The sequence below is a fragment of the Shewanella rhizosphaerae genome, from assembly GCF_019457655.1.
GTDB classification, from domain to species: Bacteria; Pseudomonadota; Gammaproteobacteria; order Enterobacterales; family Shewanellaceae; genus Shewanella; species Shewanella loihica.
The window spans coordinates 3352480-3372549 of record NZ_CP080420.1 but is presented as its reverse complement, the minus strand read 5'-3'; the positions used below and the strand labels follow the sequence as shown (position 1 = coordinate 3372549).

Sequence of the window (20070 nt, the reverse complement as noted above, 5' to 3'; positions counted from 1 at the left end):
ATGCCAAAACGTACAGACATAAAAAGTATTCTTATCCTGGGTGCCGGCCCGATTGTTATCGGTCAGGCATGTGAATTCGACTACTCGGGTGCCCAGGCGTGTAAGGCGCTTCGTGAAGAGGGTTACCGGGTTATTCTGGTGAACTCTAACCCAGCGACCATCATGACAGACCCAGAGATGGCCGATGCGACCTACATCGAGCCGATTCACTGGGAAGTGGTGCGCAACATCATCGCTAAGGAACGTCCCGATGCGATTCTGCCAACCATGGGCGGTCAGACGGCACTGAACTGTGCCCTGCGCCTCGAGGCAGAAGGCGTGCTGGCCGAATTTAACGTCGACATGATCGGCGCGACGGCCGATGCCATCGACAAGGCTGAAGACCGTAGCCGTTTCGATGCGGCGATGAAGAAGATTGGTCTCGAGTGTCCTCGCGCCGGTATCGCCCGCAGCATGGAAGATGCCTACGAGGTACTCGAGCAGGTTGGTTTCCCTTGTATTATCCGTCCATCATTTACCATGGGTGGCTCGGGCGGTGGTATCGCCTACAACAAGGAGGAGTTCGAGGAGATCTGTTCTCAGGGTCTCGAGCTTTCACCAACCAACGAACTGCTGATCGATGAGTCGCTTATCGGTTGGAAAGAATATGAGATGGAAGTGGTTCGTGACCGCAACGATAACAGCATCATCGTCTGCTCTATCGAAAACTTCGATCCTATGGGCGTGCACACCGGCGACTCTATCACAGTGGCCCCGGCGCAGACCCTGACAGACAAAGAATATCAGCTGATGCGTAACGCCTCACTGGCGGTACTGCGTGAGATCGGCGTAGAAACCGGTGGTTCAAACGTTCAGTTCGGTATCAACCCGAAAGATGGTCGTATGGTGATCATCGAGATGAACCCGCGTGTATCGCGTTCATCTGCCCTGGCATCGAAAGCGACAGGTTTCCCTATCGCCAAGATCGCCGCCAAGCTGGCGGTGGGCTTCACCCTGGATGAGCTGAGCAACGACATCACTGGCGGTGCCACCCCAGCCTCGTTCGAGCCTGCCATCGACTACGTGGTTACCAAGGTGCCACGCTTCAACTTCGAGAAGTTTGCCGGTGCAAATGACCGTCTGACCACTCAGATGAAGTCTGTGGGCGAGGTGATGGCGATTGGTCGTACCTTCCAAGAGTCGCTGCAAAAAGCACTGCGCGGCCTAGAGGTCGGCGTTAATGGCCTGGATCCTATCGTCGATGTCGAAGATAACGATGCCCTGTCGCGCATTCGCCATGAGCTGAAAGAGCCAGGCGCCGAGCGTATCTGGTATATCGCCGATGCCTTCCGCGCTGGTCTGAGCATGGATGCCATCTTCAAGCTGACCAATATCGACCCTTGGTTCCTGGTGCAGATTGAAGAGCTGCTATCACTTGAGAACCAGGTGAAAGAAGCTGGCATGGCTAGCATGGACAAAGATTTCCTTTACAAGCTCAAGCGTAAAGGTTTCTCCGATGCGCGTCTGGCGGCCCTGATGGGTGTTAGCGAGTCAGAGATGCGTAAGCTGCGTTACCGTCACGAAGTGTACCCAGTGTACAAGCGCGTCGATACCTGCGCCGCCGAGTTCTCAACCGATACCGCCTACATGTACTCGACCTATGAGGAAGAGTGTGAGGCTAACCCATCTAACCGCGACAAGATCATGGTGCTGGGTGGTGGTCCTAACCGTATCGGCCAGGGTATCGAATTCGATTACTGCTGTGTGCACGCGGCGCTTGCCCTGCGTGAAGACGGTTACGAGACCATTATGGTCAACTGTAACCCAGAGACAGTCTCTACCGACTATGACACCTCTGACAGACTCTACTTCGAATCTGTGACTCTGGAAGATGTGCTGGAGATCGTCCGCATCGAACAGCCTAAAGGGGTTATCGTGCAGTACGGTGGTCAGACACCGCTGAAACTGGCTCGTGACCTGGAAGCCGCCGGTGTGCCAATTATTGGTACCAGCCCGGATGCGATTGACCGCGCCGAAGACCGTGAGCGTTTCCAGCAGGCGATTCAACGCCTGGAGATGAAGCAGCCGGAAAACGATACCGTGACTACGGTAGAAGGTGCCGTGATCTCCGCCGAGCGTATCGGTTACCCGCTAGTGGTACGTCCATCCTACGTACTGGGTGGCCGCGCGATGGAGATCGTTTACGACGAGCAAGACCTGCGTCGTTACTTTAACGAAGCGGTTAGCGTCTCTAACGCCTCGCCAGTGCTGCTGGACCACTTCCTCGATAACGCCACCGAGGTGGATATCGATGCGGTATGTGATGGCACGACTGTTGTGGTAGGCGCCATCATGGAGCATATCGAGCAGGCGGGTGTTCACTCGGGTGACTCGGGTTGTTCGCTGCCTCCATACACACTGAGCCAGGAGATCCAGGATCAGATGCGCGAACAGGTGCGTAAGCTGGCGATGGAACTCGGCGTTGTGGGTCTGATGAACGTGCAGTTTGCGGTACAAGACAACACCATCTACATGATCGAGGTTAACCCGCGTGCGGCCCGTACCGTACCATTCGTCTCTAAGGCGACGGGTGTTCCTCTGGCTAAGATCGCCGCGCGCGTCATGGCCGGTCAGAGTCTGGAAGAGCAGGGCTTTACCAAAGAGGTGATCCCACCTTTCTACTCGGTGAAAGAAGTGGTGCTGCCGTTCAACAAGTTCCCGGGTGTTGACCCGCTACTTGGCCCTGAGATGCGCTCTACCGGTGAGGTAATGGGCGTGGGAGCTACCTTCGCCGAGGCCTATGCTAAGGCTGAGCTGGGTGCCACTTCTGAGGTGCCTAAGTCTGGCCGTGCGCTGCTTTCTGTACGTAACAGCGACAAGAAGCGTGTTGCCGACCTGGCTGCCAAGCTGATTGAGCTGGGCTATGAGATCGATGCTACCCACGGCACCGCGGTCGTGCTGGGCGAAGCAGGTATCAATCCTCGTCTGGTGAACAAGGTACACGAAGGCCGTCCGCATATTCTTGACCGTATCAAGAACGATGAGTACACCTATATCGTAAACACTACAGAAGGCCGCCAGGCGATTGAAGACTCACGTCAGCTGCGTCGTGGCGCGCTGCGTTACAAGGTGAACTACACTACGACCTTGAACGCCGCCTTCGCGACCTGTATGGCGCACTCTGCCGACAGTCGCACCAATGTGACCTCAGTGCAGGAGCTGCACCAGCGCATTAAAGGCTAAGGGTTAACCCTTACGAAAAGGCCGCGCAAGCGGCCTTTTTTATGGGCGTTCAATTCGTTGAAATAGATATAACAAGGCAATCTTGATACTGGGCGAATGGCGCCATCTTGCTTGCCTTGGGCGCGCCATGGAACACACAGTTCTGATGGCGCGCTAACAATCTCTTGGGGATCCGATAGCTTCTCTATGCATCAGGGTATAGAATAGATGGATTCCAAGCGTTCTTTATTCCTGGTCAGTGGCCCTAGTGGTCAGGCTGACTAGGCTGCTTTTGTTTTGAGGAGACGAGTGTTCCTATGAATAAGGTTCCAATGACAGTTGTTGGTGCAAATCAACTGCGTGAAGAGTTAGATTTTTTGAAGTTTGAGAAGCGTCCAAAAATTGCCGAGGCCATTGGGATTGCGCGTGAACTGGGCGATCTGAAAGAGAACGCCGAATACCACGCCGCCCGCGAAGAGCAGGGGCTGTGTGAGGCCCGCGTGCGCGATATCGAAGGCAAGCTGTCTCATGCACAGATCATCGACGTGACCAAGATGGAAAACACGGGTCGTGTTATTTTCGGCACCACGGTAACCATTTTGAACCTGGATACCGACGAGGAATTTACCTATCGTATCGTGGGCGAAGATGAAGCCGATATTAAGGCCAACCTTATTTCTGTGACCTCGCCAATCGCTCGCGGCCTGGTGGGTAAATCGGAAGGGGATGAAGTCTCTATTCAGACCCCGGGCGGTATGACTGATTATGAGATCACTGCGGTAGAGTATATCTAAACTGATTTACGCTCGATTCATGCCCACAAAAAAGCCGCTATTGATAGCGGCTTTTTTGTGGGCATGAGTCCAAGAGTTATTTGGCTCTTGGTACGGCAATCTTCATCTCTGGAGATTGACGGAATAGGACCAATACGTGACCGATAAGCTGAACCTTTTCAGCTTGAGTTTCGCGTACAATGGCGTCAACGACTGCATTTTTTAGCTCTCTGTCTCCAGAGGCAACTTTCACTTTGATTAATTCATGATGAGAGAGTGCATTATCAATTTCAGCCAGTACACCTTCAGTCAGGCCATTGGCACCAAGCTGCACAACAGGCTTGAGGTTATGCGCTAAGCCTTTTAGATGCTGTTTTTGTTTGGTTGTTAAGTTCATTTCTACCAACTTTATGCTGAGTTACTGTTGAAAAACCGCTATTCTACCCTCATATAGCCTTTGTGTAACTCATATTTGTTGCGGATTTTAAATGTCAGGTAAAAAACGAACAGCCAGTTCCACCCGTTGGATGCAGGAACATTTCGATGATCATTATGTTAAGTTGTCGCAGAAACGGGGATTGCGTTCGCGCGCTGCGTTTAAAATAGAAGAGATACAACAAAAGGATAAGCTGATCCGCCCCGGCATGACTGTGGTGGATCTCGGGGCTGCCCCTGGGGGCTGGTCGCAGATCGCCGTCAAGCTGGCGGGAGAGACGGGTAAGGTTATCGCCTGCGATATCTTGCCTATGGACCCCATCGTCGGCGTCGATTTCCTGCAAGGCGATTTTCGCGAGGAGAAGGTGCTTAACGCCTTACTCGAGCGCGTAGGCGATGCTAAAGTCGATGTTGTGTTGTCGGATATGGCACCTAATATGAGTGGTACGGGCGGTGTAGATCAGCCGCGCGCCATGTATTTGGTGGAGCTGGCACTGGATATGTGTCATCAGGTGTTGGCACCAAATGGTAGTTTTGCTGTCAAAGTCTTTCAGGGGGAGGGCTTTGATGAGTATATGAAGGCGGTGAGAGAGGCATTTACCACCGTTAAAACACGTAAGCCAGACTCGTCGCGACCGCGTTCGCGTGAAGTCTATCTTGTGGCGACGGGTTACAAGTTGTAGTAACCTAACGTCAGTAACCGCAAGACTGTATGAGGTCTAGTAATTTTGAGTGATATGGCAAAAAATTTAATTCTCTGGGTTGTCATCGCCGTCGTGCTGATGTCAGTGTTTCAGGGCTACTCCCCCTCTTCATCGAACTCCATGAAGATGGATTATTCAACTTTCTTGGATGATGTTCGCTCCGGCCAGATCAACACCGTCGAGGTGAAGAGTGACCAGCGTACCATCGAGGGTACCAAAAGAACCGGGGAAAAATTTACCACTATCATGCCTATGTATGATCAGGATCTGATCAACGATCTTGACCGCAAGGGTGTGACCATGAAAGGTCAGGAAGCCGAAGAGTCAGGTTTCCTCACACAGATTTTCATCTCTTGGTTCCCTATGCTGTTACTGATCGGGGTATGGATCTTCTTCATGCGCCAGATGCAGGGCGGTGGCGGTAAAGGCGCCATGTCTTTCGGTAAGAGTAAAGCCAAGCTGATGAGTGAAGATCAGATCAAGACCACCTTCGGTGACGTCGCCGGTTGCGACGAGGCCAAGGAAGATGTCAAAGAGCTGGTCGATTACCTCAAAGAGCCGACTAAGTTCCAGAAACTGGGTGGCCGTATTCCTACCGGTGTGCTCCTGGTTGGTCCTCCAGGTACGGGTAAGACCCTACTTGCCAAGGCGATTGCCGGCGAGGCCAAGGTGCCTTTCTTCACTATTTCCGGTTCTGACTTCGTTGAGATGTTTGTCGGTGTCGGTGCCTCACGTGTTCGCGACATGTTTGAGCAGGCTAAGAAGTCTGCGCCTTGTATCATCTTTATCGATGAGATCGATGCCGTAGGTCGCCAGCGTGGCGCGGGTGTCGGTGGTGGTCACGATGAACGTGAGCAGACCCTTAACCAGATGCTGGTTGAGATGGATGGCTTCGAGGGTAACGAAGGTATCATCGTTATCGCCGCGACTAACCGTCCCGACGTATTGGATGCCGCCTTGCTGCGTCCGGGTCGTTTCGACCGTCAAGTGGTGGTTGGCCTGCCAGACGTACGTGGTCGTGAGCAGATCCTTAAGGTGCATATGCGTAAGGTGCCGCTGGCCGATGACGTTAAGGCGAGCGTGATTGCCCGCGGTACGCCAGGTTTTTCTGGTGCCGATCTGGCTAACCTGGTAAACGAAGCGGCGCTGTTTGCTGCCCGTGGTAATCGCCGCGTGGTGGGCATGGAAGAGTTTGAGAGCGCCAAAGACAAGATCATGATGGGGGCAGAGCGCCGCACCATGGTAATGTCTGAAGAAGAGAAAGAGATGACCGCCTATCACGAAGCGGGTCACGCTATCGTTGGCTGTCTGGTACCTGAGCACGACCCTGTGCACAAGGTGACTATCATTCCTCGCGGCCGTGCCCTGGGTGTGACCTTCTTCCTGCCTGAGGCTGATGCCATCAGCCAGAGCCGTCGTAAGCTCGAGAGTCAGATCTCTGTAGCCTATGGTGGACGTATCGCCGAGGAGTTGATCTACGGTAGCGAGCGTGTCTCTACCGGTGCTTCTCAAGACATCAAGTATGCGACTACGATTGCACGCAACATGGTGACCCAATGGGGCTTCTCGGACAAGCTAGGTCCGGTATTGTACGCCGAAGATGAGGGCGAAGTGTTCCTCGGCCGTAGCATGGCTAAGGCGCAGCATATGTCGGATGAGACGGCGTCGATTATCGATCTCGAAGTGAAGCAGCTGATCGACAACAACTATGGACGCGCGCATCAGTTCCTGACCGATAACATGGATATCCTTCATGCGATGAAAGATGCACTGATGAAGTACGAGACCATAGATGCGACTCAGATTGACGATCTGATGGCCCGTCGAGAGGTGCGTGCTCCGGCCGATTGGAACATGGATGAGAATGGTTCAAACGGCAAGGGTAATGGCGGTCGTGGTGAGGCGGTTACATCGCCTGAGCCGAGCGAAGCGCCTGCCGCCGAGCCAGCGAGCGAGCCAAAAGAAGGTGATGAATCACCTGTTATCAAGTAATCATCGTTGCGATAGATTAACTGCATTATCTCAGAAAACCCCTTAACGGGGTTTTCTTGTTTACGTCATCAGTGTGATCGAGGAGCCTATCTTGCAGCAAGGGTTTCAACTTGTCTGTGGCGACAAACGCCTGGACCTTTCCCAGCCCAGAGTAATGGGAATACTTAACGTGACGCCGGATTCCTTCTCAGACGGTGGTCGCTTCGCCAATCTTGAGCCGGCCTGTCGCCATGCCGACACCCTAGTCAATGAAGGTGCCAGCATCATAGATATCGGTGGTGAGTCGACCCGCCCCGGTGCGGCCGAGGTCAGTGTGCAACATGAGTTGGAACGGGTGATCCCCCTGGTGGAATATGTCAGTGCCAATCATGATGTGTGGATCTCGGTCGATACCAGCAAGCCAGAGGTAATGAGTGAGGCGGTTGCCGCCGGCGCTCATCTAATCAACGATGTGCGCGCCCTGCAGGAGCCTGGTGCCTTAGCCGTGGCCGCCAAGCTGAATGTGCCCGTCTGTTTGATGCATATGCAGGGGCAGCCGAGAACCATGCAAGATGCGCCTGTATATCAGGATATCATAGGGGATATCAGCGCCTTCTTTGAGGAGCGTATCGAGGCCTGTCTGGATGCCGGAATTGCCAGGGACAATCTGCTGCTGGACCCTGGGTATGGCTTTGGCAAGACGTTGTCACACAACTATGAATTATTAAACCGTCAGGCCGAGCTTAAGGCATTTGGCCTGCCGCTGCTTATCGGCCTGTCGCGCAAGAGCATGATAGGCAACCTGCTTAACGTGCCGCCGAGCGAGCGTCTGGCGGGCAGCCTGAGCGCAGCGCTCTTGAGTATTCAGCAAGGCGCACATATTATTCGTGTCCATGACGTAAAACCGACTATGGATATGATCAAGGTCATGCAGGCTTACGCCAATTATCAGGCATTATAGATTGATGCGCGGCGCTAAGCGCGGCCGCGTCAATTGGATTAAATAGGAAAGACCCTGGGATGGGGCAGAGGTAATAACAAGTGAGAAAATTCTTCGGAACCGATGGTATCAGAGGCAAGGTGGGCGCGGGTAAGATGACCCCGGAATTGGCGCTCAAACTTGGCTGGGCGGCGGGGCGCGTGTTATCCCGCGCCGGCACTAAGAAGGTGATCATAGGTAAGGATACGCGTATTTCAGGCTATCTGTTCGAGTCTGCGATGGAAGCCGGCCTATCGGCCGCTGGTTTGAATGTGATGTTGATGGGGCCTATGCCGACACCGGCCGTGGCCTATCTGACCCGTACCTTCAGGGCGGAAGCCGGTGTGGTGATCAGTGCATCTCACAATCCTTACTATGATAACGGCATCAAGTTCTTCTCTACCGACGGTAGCAAGCTCGATGACGAGGTAGAGTTGGAGATCGAGCGTGAACTCGAAAAGCCGCTGGAGTGTGTCGAGTCGCACCTGCTGGGTAAGGTATCGCGCATCGAAGACGCTGCCGGTCGTTATATTGAATACTGTAAGGGTAATTTTCCTGCCGAGCATACCCTCAACGGCCTAAAGATAGTGGTCGATTGTGCCCATGGGGCAACCTACCACATAGCGCCGAGTGTGTTTCGTGAGCTTGGCGCCGAGGTGATCACCATAGGTGACAAGCCTGACGGCATCAACATCAACCATGAGGTGGGCGCTACCTCTATGGGTAAGATCCGCGAGACAGTGATCGCCGAGAAGGCAGACCTGGGTATTGCACTGGACGGCGACGGTGATCGCATCATGATGGTGAATCGTCATGGTAAGGTGATCGACGGCGATGAGATCCTCTATATCCTGGCCTGCGATGCTCAGGACCGTGGCGTGTTAAAGGGCGGCGTAGTCGGCACCCTGATGTCTAACCTGGGGCTGGACTTGGCACTCAAGGCCCGTGATATTCCCTTTGCCCGCTCTAAGGTGGGTGACCGCTATGTGATGGAGCTGCTCAAAGAGAAAGATTGGCGCATCGGCGGTGAAAACTCGGGTCATATCCTGAATCTGGATCATGGCACCACGGGAGACGGTATCGTTGCCGGTATTCTGGTGCTGGCGGCCATGTGTCGTAAGCAGGCGACCCTTGAGGAGCTGACCGAAGGGATTAAGATGCTGCCGCAGGTGCTGGTGAATGTCAGATTTGAAGGTACTCACAACCCGTTAGAGGCCGATAGCGTATTGAGCGCCCAGGCGGAAGTGGAGGCCAAACTTGGCGAACGTGGCCGCGTACTGCTGCGTAAGTCGGGCACAGAGCCACTGATCCGCGTCATGGTCGAAGGCGATGTCGCCAGCGATGTAAAAGCCCACGCAAACTATATTGCCGAGGCCATCAAGGCGCTAGTTTAAGGCCTTTGTACAGGATTTAGCCTCGCCGGGTTAAATCCTGTGCTATTTATCCCGCGCGAGGATAAAAAGTAATCGCTTCGACACTTTATCGCAAAAATTCGAGATTTAGGTATTGTAACTTAACAAGTGGTTCGCTATTATTCAGCCCGCTTTCAGAAGGAGACAGTGATGGCACTAAGACGCCCAATGGTCGCTGGTAACTGGAAAATGAACGGTACTGCGCAGCTAGCGCAAGAGTTGTTTACCAAGTTTGCTACCAAGCTTCAAAATGATTCTGCGGAAGTGGTCTTGTGTCCACCAAGTATTTTTCTTGAAAGTGTTCGTCAGCAGCTCGATGCTAACAAAGAAGCCTTAAACGGTTGCTTGGTTAGAATGGGTGCCCAAAACCTGAGTCAGCATGACTTCGGTGCCTATACAGGCGAAGTATCTGGGCAGATGCTGAAAGATTCTGGATGTCGCTATGTGATTATCGGTCACTCCGAGCGTCGTAGAATGTACGGCGAAACAAGCGACATCGTGGCGGAAAAATTTGCCGCCGCACAGAAGCATGGTTTGACCCCTATCTTATGTGTAGGTGAGTCGGGTCCAGCCCGTGAAGCGAGACGCACCTTCGAGGTGATTGCAGAAGAGCTGGATGTGGTCATCGAGAAGAATGGCACCATGGCTTTTGATAATGCGATTATCGCCTATGAGCCACTTTGGGCCGTAGGAACAGGTAAGAGCGCTACGCCAGAGCAGGCGCAGGAAGTACACGCGTTTATTCGCAAGCGTCTCTCTGAAGTGTCTCCGTATATCGGAGAGAATATCAGGATTTTGTACGGTGGTAGCGTAACGCCGAGTAATGCAGCAGATCTATTTGCTCAACCTGATGTAGATGGTGGACTGATAGGCGGTGCTAGCTTAAACTCTACCGAGTTTTTAAGTTTATGTTCGATAGCGATGAGCGCATAATATGTACGAAGTTCTAATGGTTATTTACTTGTTGGTTGCGTTGGGCCTGATTGGCTTGATCCTCATCCAGCAAGGTAAGGGAGCTGACATGGGGGCCTCTTTCGGCGCCGGTGCATCAGCCACTCTGTTCGGTTCTTCTGGTTCGGGTAACTTTTTAACTCGTTCCACAGCGATACTGGCAATTGCCTTCTTTGCCCTGAGTCTGACGATCGGCAACTTGAGCGCAAACCACGCTAAAACAGAAGAATCTTGGAAAGATTTAGGTGCCGATGCGGCAGCCGTAACTGAGCAAGTTACCGATGCAGCAAAAGACGCACAAAAGTCAGAAGATAAGATCCCTGACTAATCGCTCGAAAGAGCATAGCGCGACTTAGATTAGACCCTGGTTTTATTTAGGTAGCGCGACTGGAAAAGATGAGTCTCCTCAAACTCATAAAAATTCTTAACCAGTCGAAGTAACGATCACATGCGGATGTGGTGGAATTGGTAGACACGCCATCTTGAGGGGGTGGTGAGCCTAGCTCGTGAGGGTTCAAGTCCCTCCATCCGCACCAAATTTGGATTGAGCCTAGCTTGGTCTGAATCGATAAAGTGGCAGAGGTTTCTGCCTTTATCATTGCAAATATTGTTCACAATCAATATAATTGCAGCAGTTGACGCGGGGTGGAGCAGTTTGGTAGCTCGTCGGGCTCATAACCCGAAGGTCGTCGGTTCAAATCCGGCCCCCGCAACCAGCTTCCCAGTGATGAAGCAGCGCTTCATTTCTGTTACAGGTTCTGAATGATATGACCTCGTGATTACGGGGTTTTTTGTTATCTGGACTTTTGAAATATCGTCATTTGATGATGTCGTACTGGGGCTTTATGCCCTTTTTTGTTTTTCGGGGGGTAACCTTGGCAACTTTAGAAAGTAAGCTGGAACAGATGCTTATCGCACCAGTTGAAGCATTGGGCCATAGTCTGTGGGGATTGGAATATGTACAGGCAGGCAAGCATTCAGTGCTGCGTGTATATATAGATAATGAAAACGGCATCTTTATCGATGATTGTGCCGATGTCAGTCGCCAGATCAGTGCCGTGCTCGATGTCGAGGACCCGATTTCGACCGAATATACACTAGAAGTTTCCTCACCGGGTGTCGATAGACCATTATTTACTGCAGAGCAGTATGCGCGATACCTAGGTGAAACCGTAAAGGTACAACTGACTATGCCTGTCGCTGGTAGTCGTAATTTAAAAGGGACCGTCGCGGGCGTTGAGGGGCAGATGCTGACCCTTACCGTAGATGGCAACGAACTGATTATTGCCTTGGATAATATCCGCAAGGGCAACTTAATCGCTAAGTTTTGATGGATTCGAGCTGAACGAGGCAAGAGAATGAACAAAGAGATTCTGCTAGTCGCTGAGGCGGTTTCAAATGAGAAGGCCGTGCCACGCGAAAAGATTTTTGAAGCGTTGGAGATTGCGTTAGCGACGGCTACCAAGAAAAAATATGAAGGCGATATCGAAGTTCGTGTCGCTATCGATCGTAAGACAGGCGAGTACGAAACTTTCCGTCGTTGGATGGTGGTTGAGGATGAAGGTCAGGCGCTGGAAAATCCTTTCCGCGAGATCACCCTGGAAGCGGCCCGTTACGAAAACCCAGAGATTCAAGTGGGCGAGTATATCGAAGATGAGATCGAGTCAGTCGTCTTCGACCGTATCACCACTCAAACCGCTAAGCAGGTAATCGTACAGAAGGTACGTGAAGCCGAGCGCGCACAGATCGTCGACCAGTTCCTGGAAAAAGAAGGCGAGCTGATCACGGGTGTGGTGAAGAAGAGCAACCGCGAGAGCGTCGTTGTGGATCTGGGTAACAACGCCGACGCCGTGCTGTTCAAAGAAGATCTTATCTCACGTGAGAGCTTCCGTCCTGGTGACCGCGTTCGTGCGCTGCTTTATGCCGTACGTCCAGAGGCGCGCGGTGCACAGCTGTTCCTGACCCGTACCAAGCCAGACATGCTGATCGAGCTGTTCCGCGTAGAAGTACCGGAAATTGCCGACGAGATGATTGAGATCATGGGCGCCGCTCGTGACCCAGGTTCTCGCGCTAAGATTGCGGTTAAGTCAAATGACCGTCGCATCGATCCTATCGGTGCTTGTGTGGGCATGCGCGGCGCGCGTGTTCAGGCCGTGTCTAATGAGTTAGGTGGTGAGCGCGTTGATATCGTGCTTTGGGATGATAACCCAGCGCAATTTGTGATCAATGCGATGGCGCCGGCCGATGTGGCTTCTATCATAGTCGACGAAGATAACCATTCTATGGATATCGCCGTTGAAGCCGACTCGTTGGCGCAAGCTATTGGCCGTAACGGTCAAAACGTACGTTTGGCGACTCAGTTATCGGGCTGGGAACTAAACGTGATGACAGTGGAAGATATGCAGGCTAAGCATCAGGCGGAAAGCGCCAAGATCGTTAACCTGTTCGTCTCTGCACTGGATGTCGATGAAGATTTTGCTCAAGTACTGGCAGATGAAGGTTTTACCTCACTTGAAGAAGTTGCCTACGTACCTGAGTCAGAGTTGCTTGAAATCGACGGCTTCGACGAGGAGATCGTTGAGGCACTCAGAGAACGCGCTAAGGCTGCGATCTCTACACGGGCTTTGGCATCCGAGGAAGCACTTGACGGTGCTGAGCCAAGCGAAGATTTACTTGCCCTAGAAGGTTTAGAGCGTCACTTGGCGTATGTGTTGGCAAGTAAAGGCGTGATTACGCTTGAAGATTTAGCCGAACAAGGCATTGATGATTTGATCGAGATTGAAGAATTAACAGAAGAAAAGGCTGGTGAGCTCATCATGGCGGCCCGCAACATCTGTTGGTTTGGCGAAGAAGCTTAAGTCGATCAACAGAGGGGAGTTTACAGATGGCAGATACCACAGTAGCAAAACTGGCCGAAGAAGTAGGGAAGAGTGCTGATCGCTTAGTTGAGCAGTTTTCTGAGGCCGGTATTAAGAAGAGTAAGACCGACACAGTTTCAGAAGATGAAAAGCAGAAGTTGCTTGAGTTTTTGAAGAAGCAACACGGTGGCGATTCAGCGCCAACCAAGATGACACTGCAGCGTAAGTCTATCTCGACACTGAGCGTGTCGGGTAGCGGCGGCCAGTCGAAAGATATCAAGGTAGAAGTGCGTAAGAAGCGTACCTTCGTTAAGCGTGATGTAGCGGCTGAAGCCGAGGCAGAAGCTAAGGCCAAGGCAGAAGCCGAAGCCAAGGCAGCTGCGGAAGCAGAAGCTAAGGCCAAGGCAGACGCGGAAGCCAAGGCGAAAGCTGAGGCGGAAGCCGCAGCAAAAGCTAAGGCTAAGGCCGAGGCAGAAGCTAAGGCGAAGAAGGCTGCCGAAGGTAAGCCTGCTGCTGAAGAAACAGCAGAAGAGAAAGCCGCCAAGGTGGAAGAAGCTCGCCTGCTAGCGGCTAAAGAAGCTGCCGCTAAGGCTAAGGCTGACGAAGAAGCTAAGGCTGCTGCCGAAGAAGCGCGTCGTCTTGCCGAAGAGAACGAGAAGCGTTGGGCGGAAGAAGAGCGTCAGCGTAAAGAGTCTGAAAACAGCGCCGATCACCATGTGACCACATCGAGTGAAGCGCGCGCCGCCGAAGATTCGGCGGACAGAGACGCCGAGCGACGTGGTCGCCGTGCGCGTAAGCCTGCCGGTGGCAAGAAAGAGCCTATCGGCAAAAAGCGTGGCGGTAAAGAAGTTCGCGGTGGTCGTAACAACCGCAATCAGCGCAACGCGCCAGAGGCGATGGACCATGGCTTTAACAAGCCAGCTGCGGCCGTTACCCGTGACGTGACCATCGGCGAAACCGTAACGGTTGCCGAGCTGGCACAGAAGATGGCGGTTAAGGCGACCGAGATCATCAAGCAGATGATGAAGATGGGCTCTATGGTTACCATCAACCAGGTACTGGATCAGGAAACTGCACAGCTGGTTGCCGAGGAGATGGGCCACAAGGTGGTTCTGACTCGTGAAAACGAGCTTGAGCATCAAGTACTCGCCGACCGTGACGGCAACGTTAAGGTTGAGCCACGTGCGCCGGTTGTGACCATCATGGGTCACGTTGACCATGGTAAGACATCGCTACTCGACTATATTCGTCGCGCTAAGGTAGCTTCTGGTGAGGCGGGTGGTATTACCCAGCATATCGGTGCATACCACGTTGAAACCGACAATGGCATGATCACCTTCCTGGATACCCCAGGCCACGCCGCGTTTACCGCGATGCGTGCACGTGGTGCCAAGGCGACCGATATCGTTGTGCTAGTCGTTGCTGCCGATGACGGCGTGATGCCACAGACCATCGAAGCGATTCAGCACGCTAAGGCGGGCGGTGTACCGCTTATCGTTGCGGTGAACAAGATTGATAAGCCAGAAGCGGATCCTGATCGCGTTAAGTCTGAACTGTCTCAACATGGCGTGATGTCAGAAGATTGGGGCGGAAACAACATGTTCGTTCACGTGTCTGCGAAGTCTGGTGAAGGTATCGACGAGCTGCTGGAAGGCATCTTGCTTGAAGCCGAAGTACTAGAACTGAAAGCGGTACGCGAAGGCATGGCAGCGGGCGTTGTGGTTGAGTCTAAGCTAGATAAGGGCCGCGGTCCTGTAGCGACCATCCTGGTACAAGAAGGTACCCTGAAGCAGGGCGATATCGTTCTTTGTGGCCTGGAGTACGGTAAAGTCCGTGCGATGAAGGATGAGAACGGCAAGTCGATCACCGAAGCCGGTCCATCGATTCCTGTTGAGATCTTAGGTCTTTCTGGTGTGCCATCTGCCGGTGACGAAGCGACAGTTGTTCGTGACGAGCGTAAGGCACGTGAAGTGGCACTCTACCGTCAAGGTAAGTTCCGTGACGTTAAGCTGGCCCGTCAGCAGAAGTCTAAGCTTGAGAACATGTTCGCTAACATGACCGAAGGCGAAGTCCAAGAGCTGAACATCGTCCTTAAGGCCGACGTACAAGGCTCGCTGGAAGCGATTTCTGACTCGCTCAACAAGCTGTCTACCGACGAGGTGAAGGTTAACATCATCGCCAGCGGTGTAGGTGGATTGACCGAGACAGATGCGACCCTGGCGGCTGCGTCAAACGCTATTATGGTTGGTTTCAACGTTCGTGCTGATGCACAGGCGCGTAAGACGATTGAAAGCGAAAGCGTTGACCTACGTTACTACAGCGTTATCTATCATCTGATCGATGAAGTTAAAGCGGCGATGGGCGGCATGTTGGCACCTGAGTTCAAGCAAGAGATCATTGGTCTTGCCGAAGTGCGTGACGTGTTCAAGTCGCCTAAGATTGGTGCTATCGCTGGTTGTATGGTCACCGAAGGTACCATCAAGCGTAGCGCGCCAATCCGTGTACTACGTGACAACGTGGTGATCTTCGAAGGTGAGCTAGAATCACTGCGTCGCTTCAAGGATGACGTTAACGAAGTTCGTAACGGTATGGAGTGTGGTATCGGCGTGAAGAACTATAATGACGTCAAAGTTGGCGATCAGATTGAGGTCTTCGAAACGGTCGAAATCGCTCGAACCTTATAAGTATCAAGGGGCGGCGTAAGCCGCCCTTTTTGTTCAGGCATGACCCAGCGTCAAGACGCGACCCAAATAACAGCGGTTGCAGTTTTACCGAGCAGGTCACCTGTTTTTGAGATGGCAAAATATTATGGCAAGAGAATTTAGTCGTACTCGTCGCATCGCTCAGCAGCTGCAACAGGAGCTGGCTCAGGTGCTGCAACGGGACATCAAAGATCCGCGTATCGGTATGGTGACGGTCAACGACGTCGATGTATCTCGCGATCTGAACTACGCCAAGGTCTATGTCACCTTCTTCGAGGAAGACAAGGCGGTCGTAGAAGAGAAGCTGGCGGCGCTGGAAGCGGCCGCGGGTTATGTTCGCTCTCTGGTGGCGGGTCGTATGAAGCTTAGGGTCATGCCCGAAATCCGCTTCATCTACGATGCCTCGCTGATCGAGGGGATGCGCATGTCTAACCTGGTGAGTCAGGTGATCACCAAGGATAAGGCTAAGGCGGCTGAACACGGTCGTGACGACGAAGAGCTGGACGACACCGAGCAGGACGATAAATAATGGCGCGTAAACCTAGAGGTCGCTTGGTCGACGGCATAGTGCTGCTGGACAAAGACACGGGAATGAGCTCCAACTTCGCCTTACAGAGAGTAAAGCGAATCTACAACGCCGCTAAGGCGGGTCATACCGGCGCGCTGGACCCTCTAGCGACCGGCATGCTACCGATCTGCCTGGGTGAGGCCACCAAGTTTTCGCAGCATCTGCTCGATGCCGATAAACGTTACTTGGTGACCGCCAAGCTAGGTGTGCGCACTGATACCAGCGACTCAGACGGTGAGGTGGTGCAGACGCGCCCGATTAACTTCACCGAGCAGCAACTCGAAGAGGCGCTGGAGCATTTTCGTGGTGAGACCATGCAGGTGCCCTCAATGTACTCGGCGCTCAAGTATCAGGGCCAGCCCCTGTACAAGTACGCCAGAGAAGGCAAAGAGGTGCCGCGCGAGGCGCGTCCAATTAACGTCTTCGAACTTAACTTTATTAAGCTTGAGGGTGACGAGCTGACCCTGGACATCCACTGCTCCAAGGGGACTTATATCCGCACCATTACCGATGATCTCGGTGAGATGCTGGGATGTGGTGCTCACGTCATCATGCTGCGCCGCACAGGAGTCGCCGGTTATCCTTACGATAAGATGGTGACGCTGGAGCAGCTCGAGGCCTTGCTAACCAAGGCGCAGGAAGAGGAGCGTCCGCCTAAGGAGCTGCTGGATCCTTTGTTGCTGCCCATGGATACCGCGGTGAGCGGGCTCAAAGAGATCAATGTCTCTGACGAGCTGGCCCATTATCTGATGAACGGTAATCCGGTTCAGGTGGCTAATTTGCCCGTCGATGAGTTGGTGCGTATCACCCTAGGTGAGGCGAAACAGTTTGTTGGTATTGGCCAGATGAACGACGATGGCTTGCTGGCGCCTAAGCGCCTGGTGGTATTGCACGACGAGCAGGCTTGAGGCTTGCTTAATGGCGCTAAAATCGGTACTATAGCGCGCTCTCTTTGGCTGAGTTAGTGATCGGCTGAAGTTTCTATCTATTTTTGGAGAAAGAAATGTCACTAAGTAAAGAAGTAAAAGCACAAATCCTGGCTGATTTCGGTCGTGGTGAAAATGACACTGGTTCTACTGAAGTTCAGGTTGCTCTGCTAACTGCACAGATCAACCACCTACAAGGTCACTTCAAAGAGCACATCCATGATCATCACTCACGTCGTGGTTTGCTTCGCATGGTTAACTCTCGTCGTAAGCTTCTAGCTTACCTGAAGCGCACTGAAAACGAGCGCTATCAAGAGCTTATCAAGAAGTTAGGTCTACGTCGCTAATCTATCGATTAGCGCTGTAGTGAAAAAAGGAGGCTTAGCCTCCTTTTTTTATGCCTGATTTTCGGAAATGGCTTTAGCTAATCGCACTGGCTAATCGCTTTGGTGACATTAAAGCGACGATTAAATCTGACTGATGCTAGCGTTGTTGGGGGCGATATAGCGGTTCTCGAATTCGCTGATATCCAGCGGTTGACTGTAGTAGAAGCCCTGGCCTATTTCACAGTCCATCTGCTTTAGCCAATTGAGCTGCTGCTCATTCTCAATCCCTTCGGCCACGATATGCAGGTTGAGCTGCTTGCCGAGCATCAAGATGGTGGAGGCGATGGCGCTCTCGTTAGGCAGATCCGTCACGAAGCAGCGATCTATCTTCATGGTGGTGATCGGCAGATGACGCAGATAGGAGAGTGAGGAGTAGCCGGTACCGAAGTCATCGACCGCGATACCAAATCCGGCCCCCTTAAGCTGCTCCAGTTTATGGATGGCGAGCTCAATATCATTCATCAGCGAGGTCTCGGTGATCTCCACCTCTAGAAGACTCGGGTCTATCTGGTACCTCAGCGCCAGCTGTTTGATGTCCGGCACCAGGCTGGCGTCGGCAAACTGTTGCGAGGCGACGTTAACCGCGATGGGAATGGCGTAGTTGTAGCGCTTACGCCAATGTTTCAGGGTGCGACAGGCCTCTTCGATCACCCAGCGTCCTAGCGGGATGATGATGCCTGTCTCTTCGGCCACAGGGATAAAAGACATGGGGCTGATGAGCCTGCCATCTTTCTTCCAGCGAATCAGCGCCTCACAGGCGATCACCTTGCCGGTCTTGATATTAAACTTGGGCTGAAAATGCAGCAGGAATTCGTTGTTCTTCAGGGCGTCGTGCAGGGAGGCTTCGGTTCTCAGACGTACCGCTGCCCGCTCTGTCATCTGCTGCTTGAAGAAGGCCCACTGATTAGACCCCGCCGCCTTGGCGCTGTACATGGCGATATCGGCATGGCGGATCAGATCTTCGGCGCTCAGGCCATCGTCGGGGTAGATGGAGATCCCCACCGACGCGGCGGGATGAATGGTGTGTTCGTTCAGCTGCAGCGGCACGTTGAGTTGCATCAGTAGCTTGTCGACAAAGTCGGCGGCCTGATCCGGTGTTCTGGCATCTTCGGCCAGGATGACAAACTCATCGCCACCTAGACGCGCCACTGTGCCGCGATCGCCGACTACCCGCTCCAGCACCCTGGCGATACGGGCCAGGAACTGATCACCAAGGGCATGGCCCAGAGAGTCGTTGACGTTCTTGAAACGGTCGAGGTCGATAAACAGCATGGTAAATTGGTGCTTGTGCACCCTGGCGCGCTGAATCGATACCGCTATGGTCTCCAGCAGCAGGGTGCGGTTGGGAAGGCCGGTGAGAGGGTCTCGGGTCGCCATGCGCCGAAGCTTGCTCTGGGTCTGGCCAAATTGAATTAAGATTTGATTAAATTTTGATGTCACCAGGCCTAGTTCGTCATCTTGGTGGGCGGTTGACGTGGGCAGCAGGTTTTCGTCCGGTAGCTCAGGGTCAATTTTATCAATCGCCTCACTGATCTGCGCGATCGGCTTGGTGAGGAAGCGGTGGAAGATGATGGACAGTGCCATGGTGACCAAGAGCGCCCGGGCAAGGGTGGCCAGGAAGCTAAAGCGTAACTGTGAGAAGAGGGAGTCGGTCAGCTCCTGGGTGTTATAGAAGATGGTCAGGGTGCCGATGATCTGCTGCTTCTCTGTGCCCTCGAAGAAGGAGGGGCGGTAGAGGGTACGGCTTATCTGTTTCAGGTCACCAAACAGCTTTTCACTGAGTTTGCGCACCAGCGGATTGTCGGTGAAGGGGTTGTTCATGGAGACAAACATGCTGCCATCGTCGAGTTCGATCACCGCCTCGCCCACATGCTCGACCTTGAGTACCCCTTCGAGGGTCTGAGTGGCCAGATTGTCATCCAGTGCCCAGACGGCGTTGGCGGCGGGTTGTTCGATGGAGTCCAGCAGCTCTTCCTGGGCGACCATGAGCTGTTGACGGGCCGAGACGCCGACTAAGGCGACTTCGACGATAAAGATGGCAACGGCAAAAAATAACGCTGAAAACACGACCAGTGTCGTCTGTTTCCATGTTAAGGATTTAAACCGAGCGCTCATTTGCCACCCCTTGTTCCTAGTGACCAATCACATTCTATTTTCAGAAAAAGCAGCGATAGACAGAAATTTATCTTTATCTAACCACTTTA

General features: G+C 53.0%; 16 protein-coding genes and 2 tRNA genes. 16 read left to right on the top strand and 2 right to left on the bottom strand.

Annotated features, from left to right (window positions below):
- The gene (carB, locus tag K0I63_RS14685) at nt 1–3222 is read left to right on the top strand and encodes a carbamoyl-phosphate synthase large subunit (RefSeq protein ID WP_220043080.1); all 3222 of its coding nucleotides are present in this window, start codon (nt 1–3) and stop codon (nt 3220–3222) included.
- Between the two features lie 296 nt (nt 3223–3518).
- Complete coding sequence (greA, locus tag K0I63_RS14680; RefSeq protein ID WP_220081506.1) at nt 3519–3995, top strand: transcription elongation factor GreA; 477 nt, start codon at nt 3519–3521, stop codon at nt 3993–3995.
- Between the two features lie 76 nt (nt 3996–4071).
- Here greA and yhbY read toward each other — a convergent pair whose 3' ends face one another.
- Complete coding sequence (gene yhbY / locus K0I63_RS14675) at nt 4072–4371, bottom strand: ribosome assembly RNA-binding protein YhbY (protein WP_033537396.1); 300 nt, start codon at nt 4369–4371, stop codon at nt 4072–4074.
- A 91-nt stretch (nt 4372–4462) separates the two neighbouring features.
- Here yhbY and rlmE point away from each other — a divergent pair, with 91 nt between their 5' ends.
- From rlmE to rpsO, 14 genes are all read left to right on the top strand, one after another.
- Nucleotides 4463–5092, top strand: a complete 630-nt coding sequence (rlmE, locus tag K0I63_RS14670; protein ID WP_011866632.1) for a 23S rRNA (uridine(2552)-2'-O)-methyltransferase RlmE — start codon at nt 4463–4465, stop codon at nt 5090–5092.
- Nucleotides 5093–5137: 45 nt separating this feature from the next.
- Entirely contained in the window at nt 5138–7105 is a 1968-nt protein-coding gene (gene ftsH / locus K0I63_RS14665; RefSeq protein ID WP_220043079.1) for an ATP-dependent zinc metalloprotease FtsH, read from the top strand.
- A gap of 154 nt (nt 7106–7259) precedes the next feature.
- On the top strand, nt 7260–8045 hold the full coding sequence (gene folP, locus K0I63_RS14660; RefSeq protein ID WP_220083468.1) for a dihydropteroate synthase: 786 nt from the start codon (nt 7260–7262) through the stop codon (nt 8043–8045).
- An 80-nt stretch (nt 8046–8125) separates the two neighbouring features.
- Complete coding sequence (gene glmM, locus K0I63_RS14655; protein ID WP_220081505.1) at nt 8126–9457, top strand: phosphoglucosamine mutase; 1332 nt, start codon at nt 8126–8128, stop codon at nt 9455–9457.
- Between the two features lie 168 nt (nt 9458–9625).
- Complete coding sequence (gene tpiA, locus K0I63_RS14650; RefSeq protein ID WP_011866628.1) at nt 9626–10408, top strand: triose-phosphate isomerase; 783 nt, start codon at nt 9626–9628, stop codon at nt 10406–10408.
- Nucleotide 10409: 1 nt separating this feature from the next.
- Nucleotides 10410–10754, top strand: coding sequence for a preprotein translocase subunit SecG (gene secG / locus K0I63_RS14645; RefSeq protein WP_011866627.1), 345 nt, complete (start codon nt 10410–10412; stop codon nt 10752–10754).
- 122 nt (nt 10755–10876) lie between these two features.
- Nucleotides 10877–10962: transfer RNA gene (locus K0I63_RS14640), tRNA-Leu, on the top strand.
- 103 nt (nt 10963–11065) lie between these two features.
- Nucleotides 11066–11142 (top strand) — tRNA-Met (locus K0I63_RS14635).
- 159 nt (nt 11143–11301) lie between these two features.
- Nucleotides 11302–11757, top strand: coding sequence for a ribosome maturation factor RimP (rimP, locus tag K0I63_RS14630; RefSeq protein ID WP_041407366.1), 456 nt, complete (start codon nt 11302–11304; stop codon nt 11755–11757).
- Between the two features lie 27 nt (nt 11758–11784).
- Nucleotides 11785–13284 carry a transcription termination factor NusA gene (gene nusA, locus K0I63_RS14625; RefSeq protein ID WP_011866625.1) on the top strand — a complete coding sequence of 500 codons (1500 nt, stop codon included), beginning with the start codon at nt 11785–11787 and terminating at the stop codon, nt 13282–13284.
- Between the two features lie 26 nt (nt 13285–13310).
- A complete protein-coding gene (infB, locus tag K0I63_RS14620; RefSeq protein ID WP_220043077.1) occupies nt 13311–15968 on the top strand; it encodes a translation initiation factor IF-2 in 2658 nt (885 codons plus the stop codon).
- Between the two features lie 124 nt (nt 15969–16092).
- A complete protein-coding gene (gene rbfA, locus K0I63_RS14615) occupies nt 16093–16515 on the top strand; it encodes a 30S ribosome-binding factor RbfA (RefSeq protein ID WP_220043076.1) in 423 nt (140 codons plus the stop codon).
- Nucleotides 16515–17462 carry a tRNA pseudouridine(55) synthase TruB gene (gene truB, locus K0I63_RS14610; RefSeq protein ID WP_220081504.1) on the top strand — a complete coding sequence of 316 codons (948 nt, stop codon included), beginning with the start codon at nt 16515–16517 and terminating at the stop codon, nt 17460–17462. The genes rbfA and truB overlap by 1 nt, the downstream gene beginning before the upstream one ends.
- 95 nt (nt 17463–17557) lie before the next feature.
- Entirely contained in the window at nt 17558–17827 is a 270-nt protein-coding gene (gene rpsO / locus K0I63_RS14605; protein WP_011866621.1) for a 30S ribosomal protein S15, read from the top strand.
- Between the two features lie 120 nt (nt 17828–17947).
- Here the strand turns inward: rpsO and K0I63_RS14600 are convergent, their stop codons facing one another.
- Nucleotides 17948–19981 carry a putative bifunctional diguanylate cyclase/phosphodiesterase gene (locus K0I63_RS14600; RefSeq protein ID WP_011866620.1) on the bottom strand — a complete coding sequence of 678 codons (2034 nt, stop codon included), beginning with the start codon at nt 19979–19981 and terminating at the stop codon, nt 17948–17950.
- Nucleotides 19982–20070 lie beyond the last annotated feature (89 nt).

Coding starts and splice junctions, on each gene's coding strand:
- carB (WP_220043080.1), top strand. CDS start 1: ATGCCAAAACGTACAGACATAAAAAGTATTCTTATCCTGGGTGCCGGC.
- greA (WP_220081506.1), top strand. CDS start 3,519: ATGAATAAGGTTCCAATGACAGTTGTTGGTGCAAATCAACTGCGTGAA.
- yhbY (WP_033537396.1), bottom strand. CDS start 4,371: ATGAACTTAACAACCAAACAAAAACAGCATCTAAAAGGCTTAGCGCAT.
- rlmE (WP_011866632.1), top strand. CDS start 4,463: ATGTCAGGTAAAAAACGAACAGCCAGTTCCACCCGTTGGATGCAGGAA.
- folP (WP_220083468.1), top strand. CDS start 7,260: ATGGGAATACTTAACGTGACGCCGGATTCCTTCTCAGACGGTGGTCGC.
- tpiA (WP_011866628.1), top strand. CDS start 9,626: ATGGCACTAAGACGCCCAATGGTCGCTGGTAACTGGAAAATGAACGGT.
- secG (WP_011866627.1), top strand. CDS start 10,410: ATGTACGAAGTTCTAATGGTTATTTACTTGTTGGTTGCGTTGGGCCTG.
- nusA (WP_011866625.1), top strand. CDS start 11,785: ATGAACAAAGAGATTCTGCTAGTCGCTGAGGCGGTTTCAAATGAGAAG.
- infB (WP_220043077.1), top strand. CDS start 13,311: ATGGCAGATACCACAGTAGCAAAACTGGCCGAAGAAGTAGGGAAGAGT.
- rbfA (WP_220043076.1), top strand. CDS start 16,093: ATGGCAAGAGAATTTAGTCGTACTCGTCGCATCGCTCAGCAGCTGCAA.
- truB (WP_220081504.1), top strand. CDS start 16,515: ATGGCGCGTAAACCTAGAGGTCGCTTGGTCGACGGCATAGTGCTGCTG.
- rpsO (WP_011866621.1), top strand. CDS start 17,558: ATGTCACTAAGTAAAGAAGTAAAAGCACAAATCCTGGCTGATTTCGGT.
- K0I63_RS14600 (WP_011866620.1), bottom strand. CDS start 19,981: ATGAGCGCTCGGTTTAAATCCTTAACATGGAAACAGACGACACTGGTC.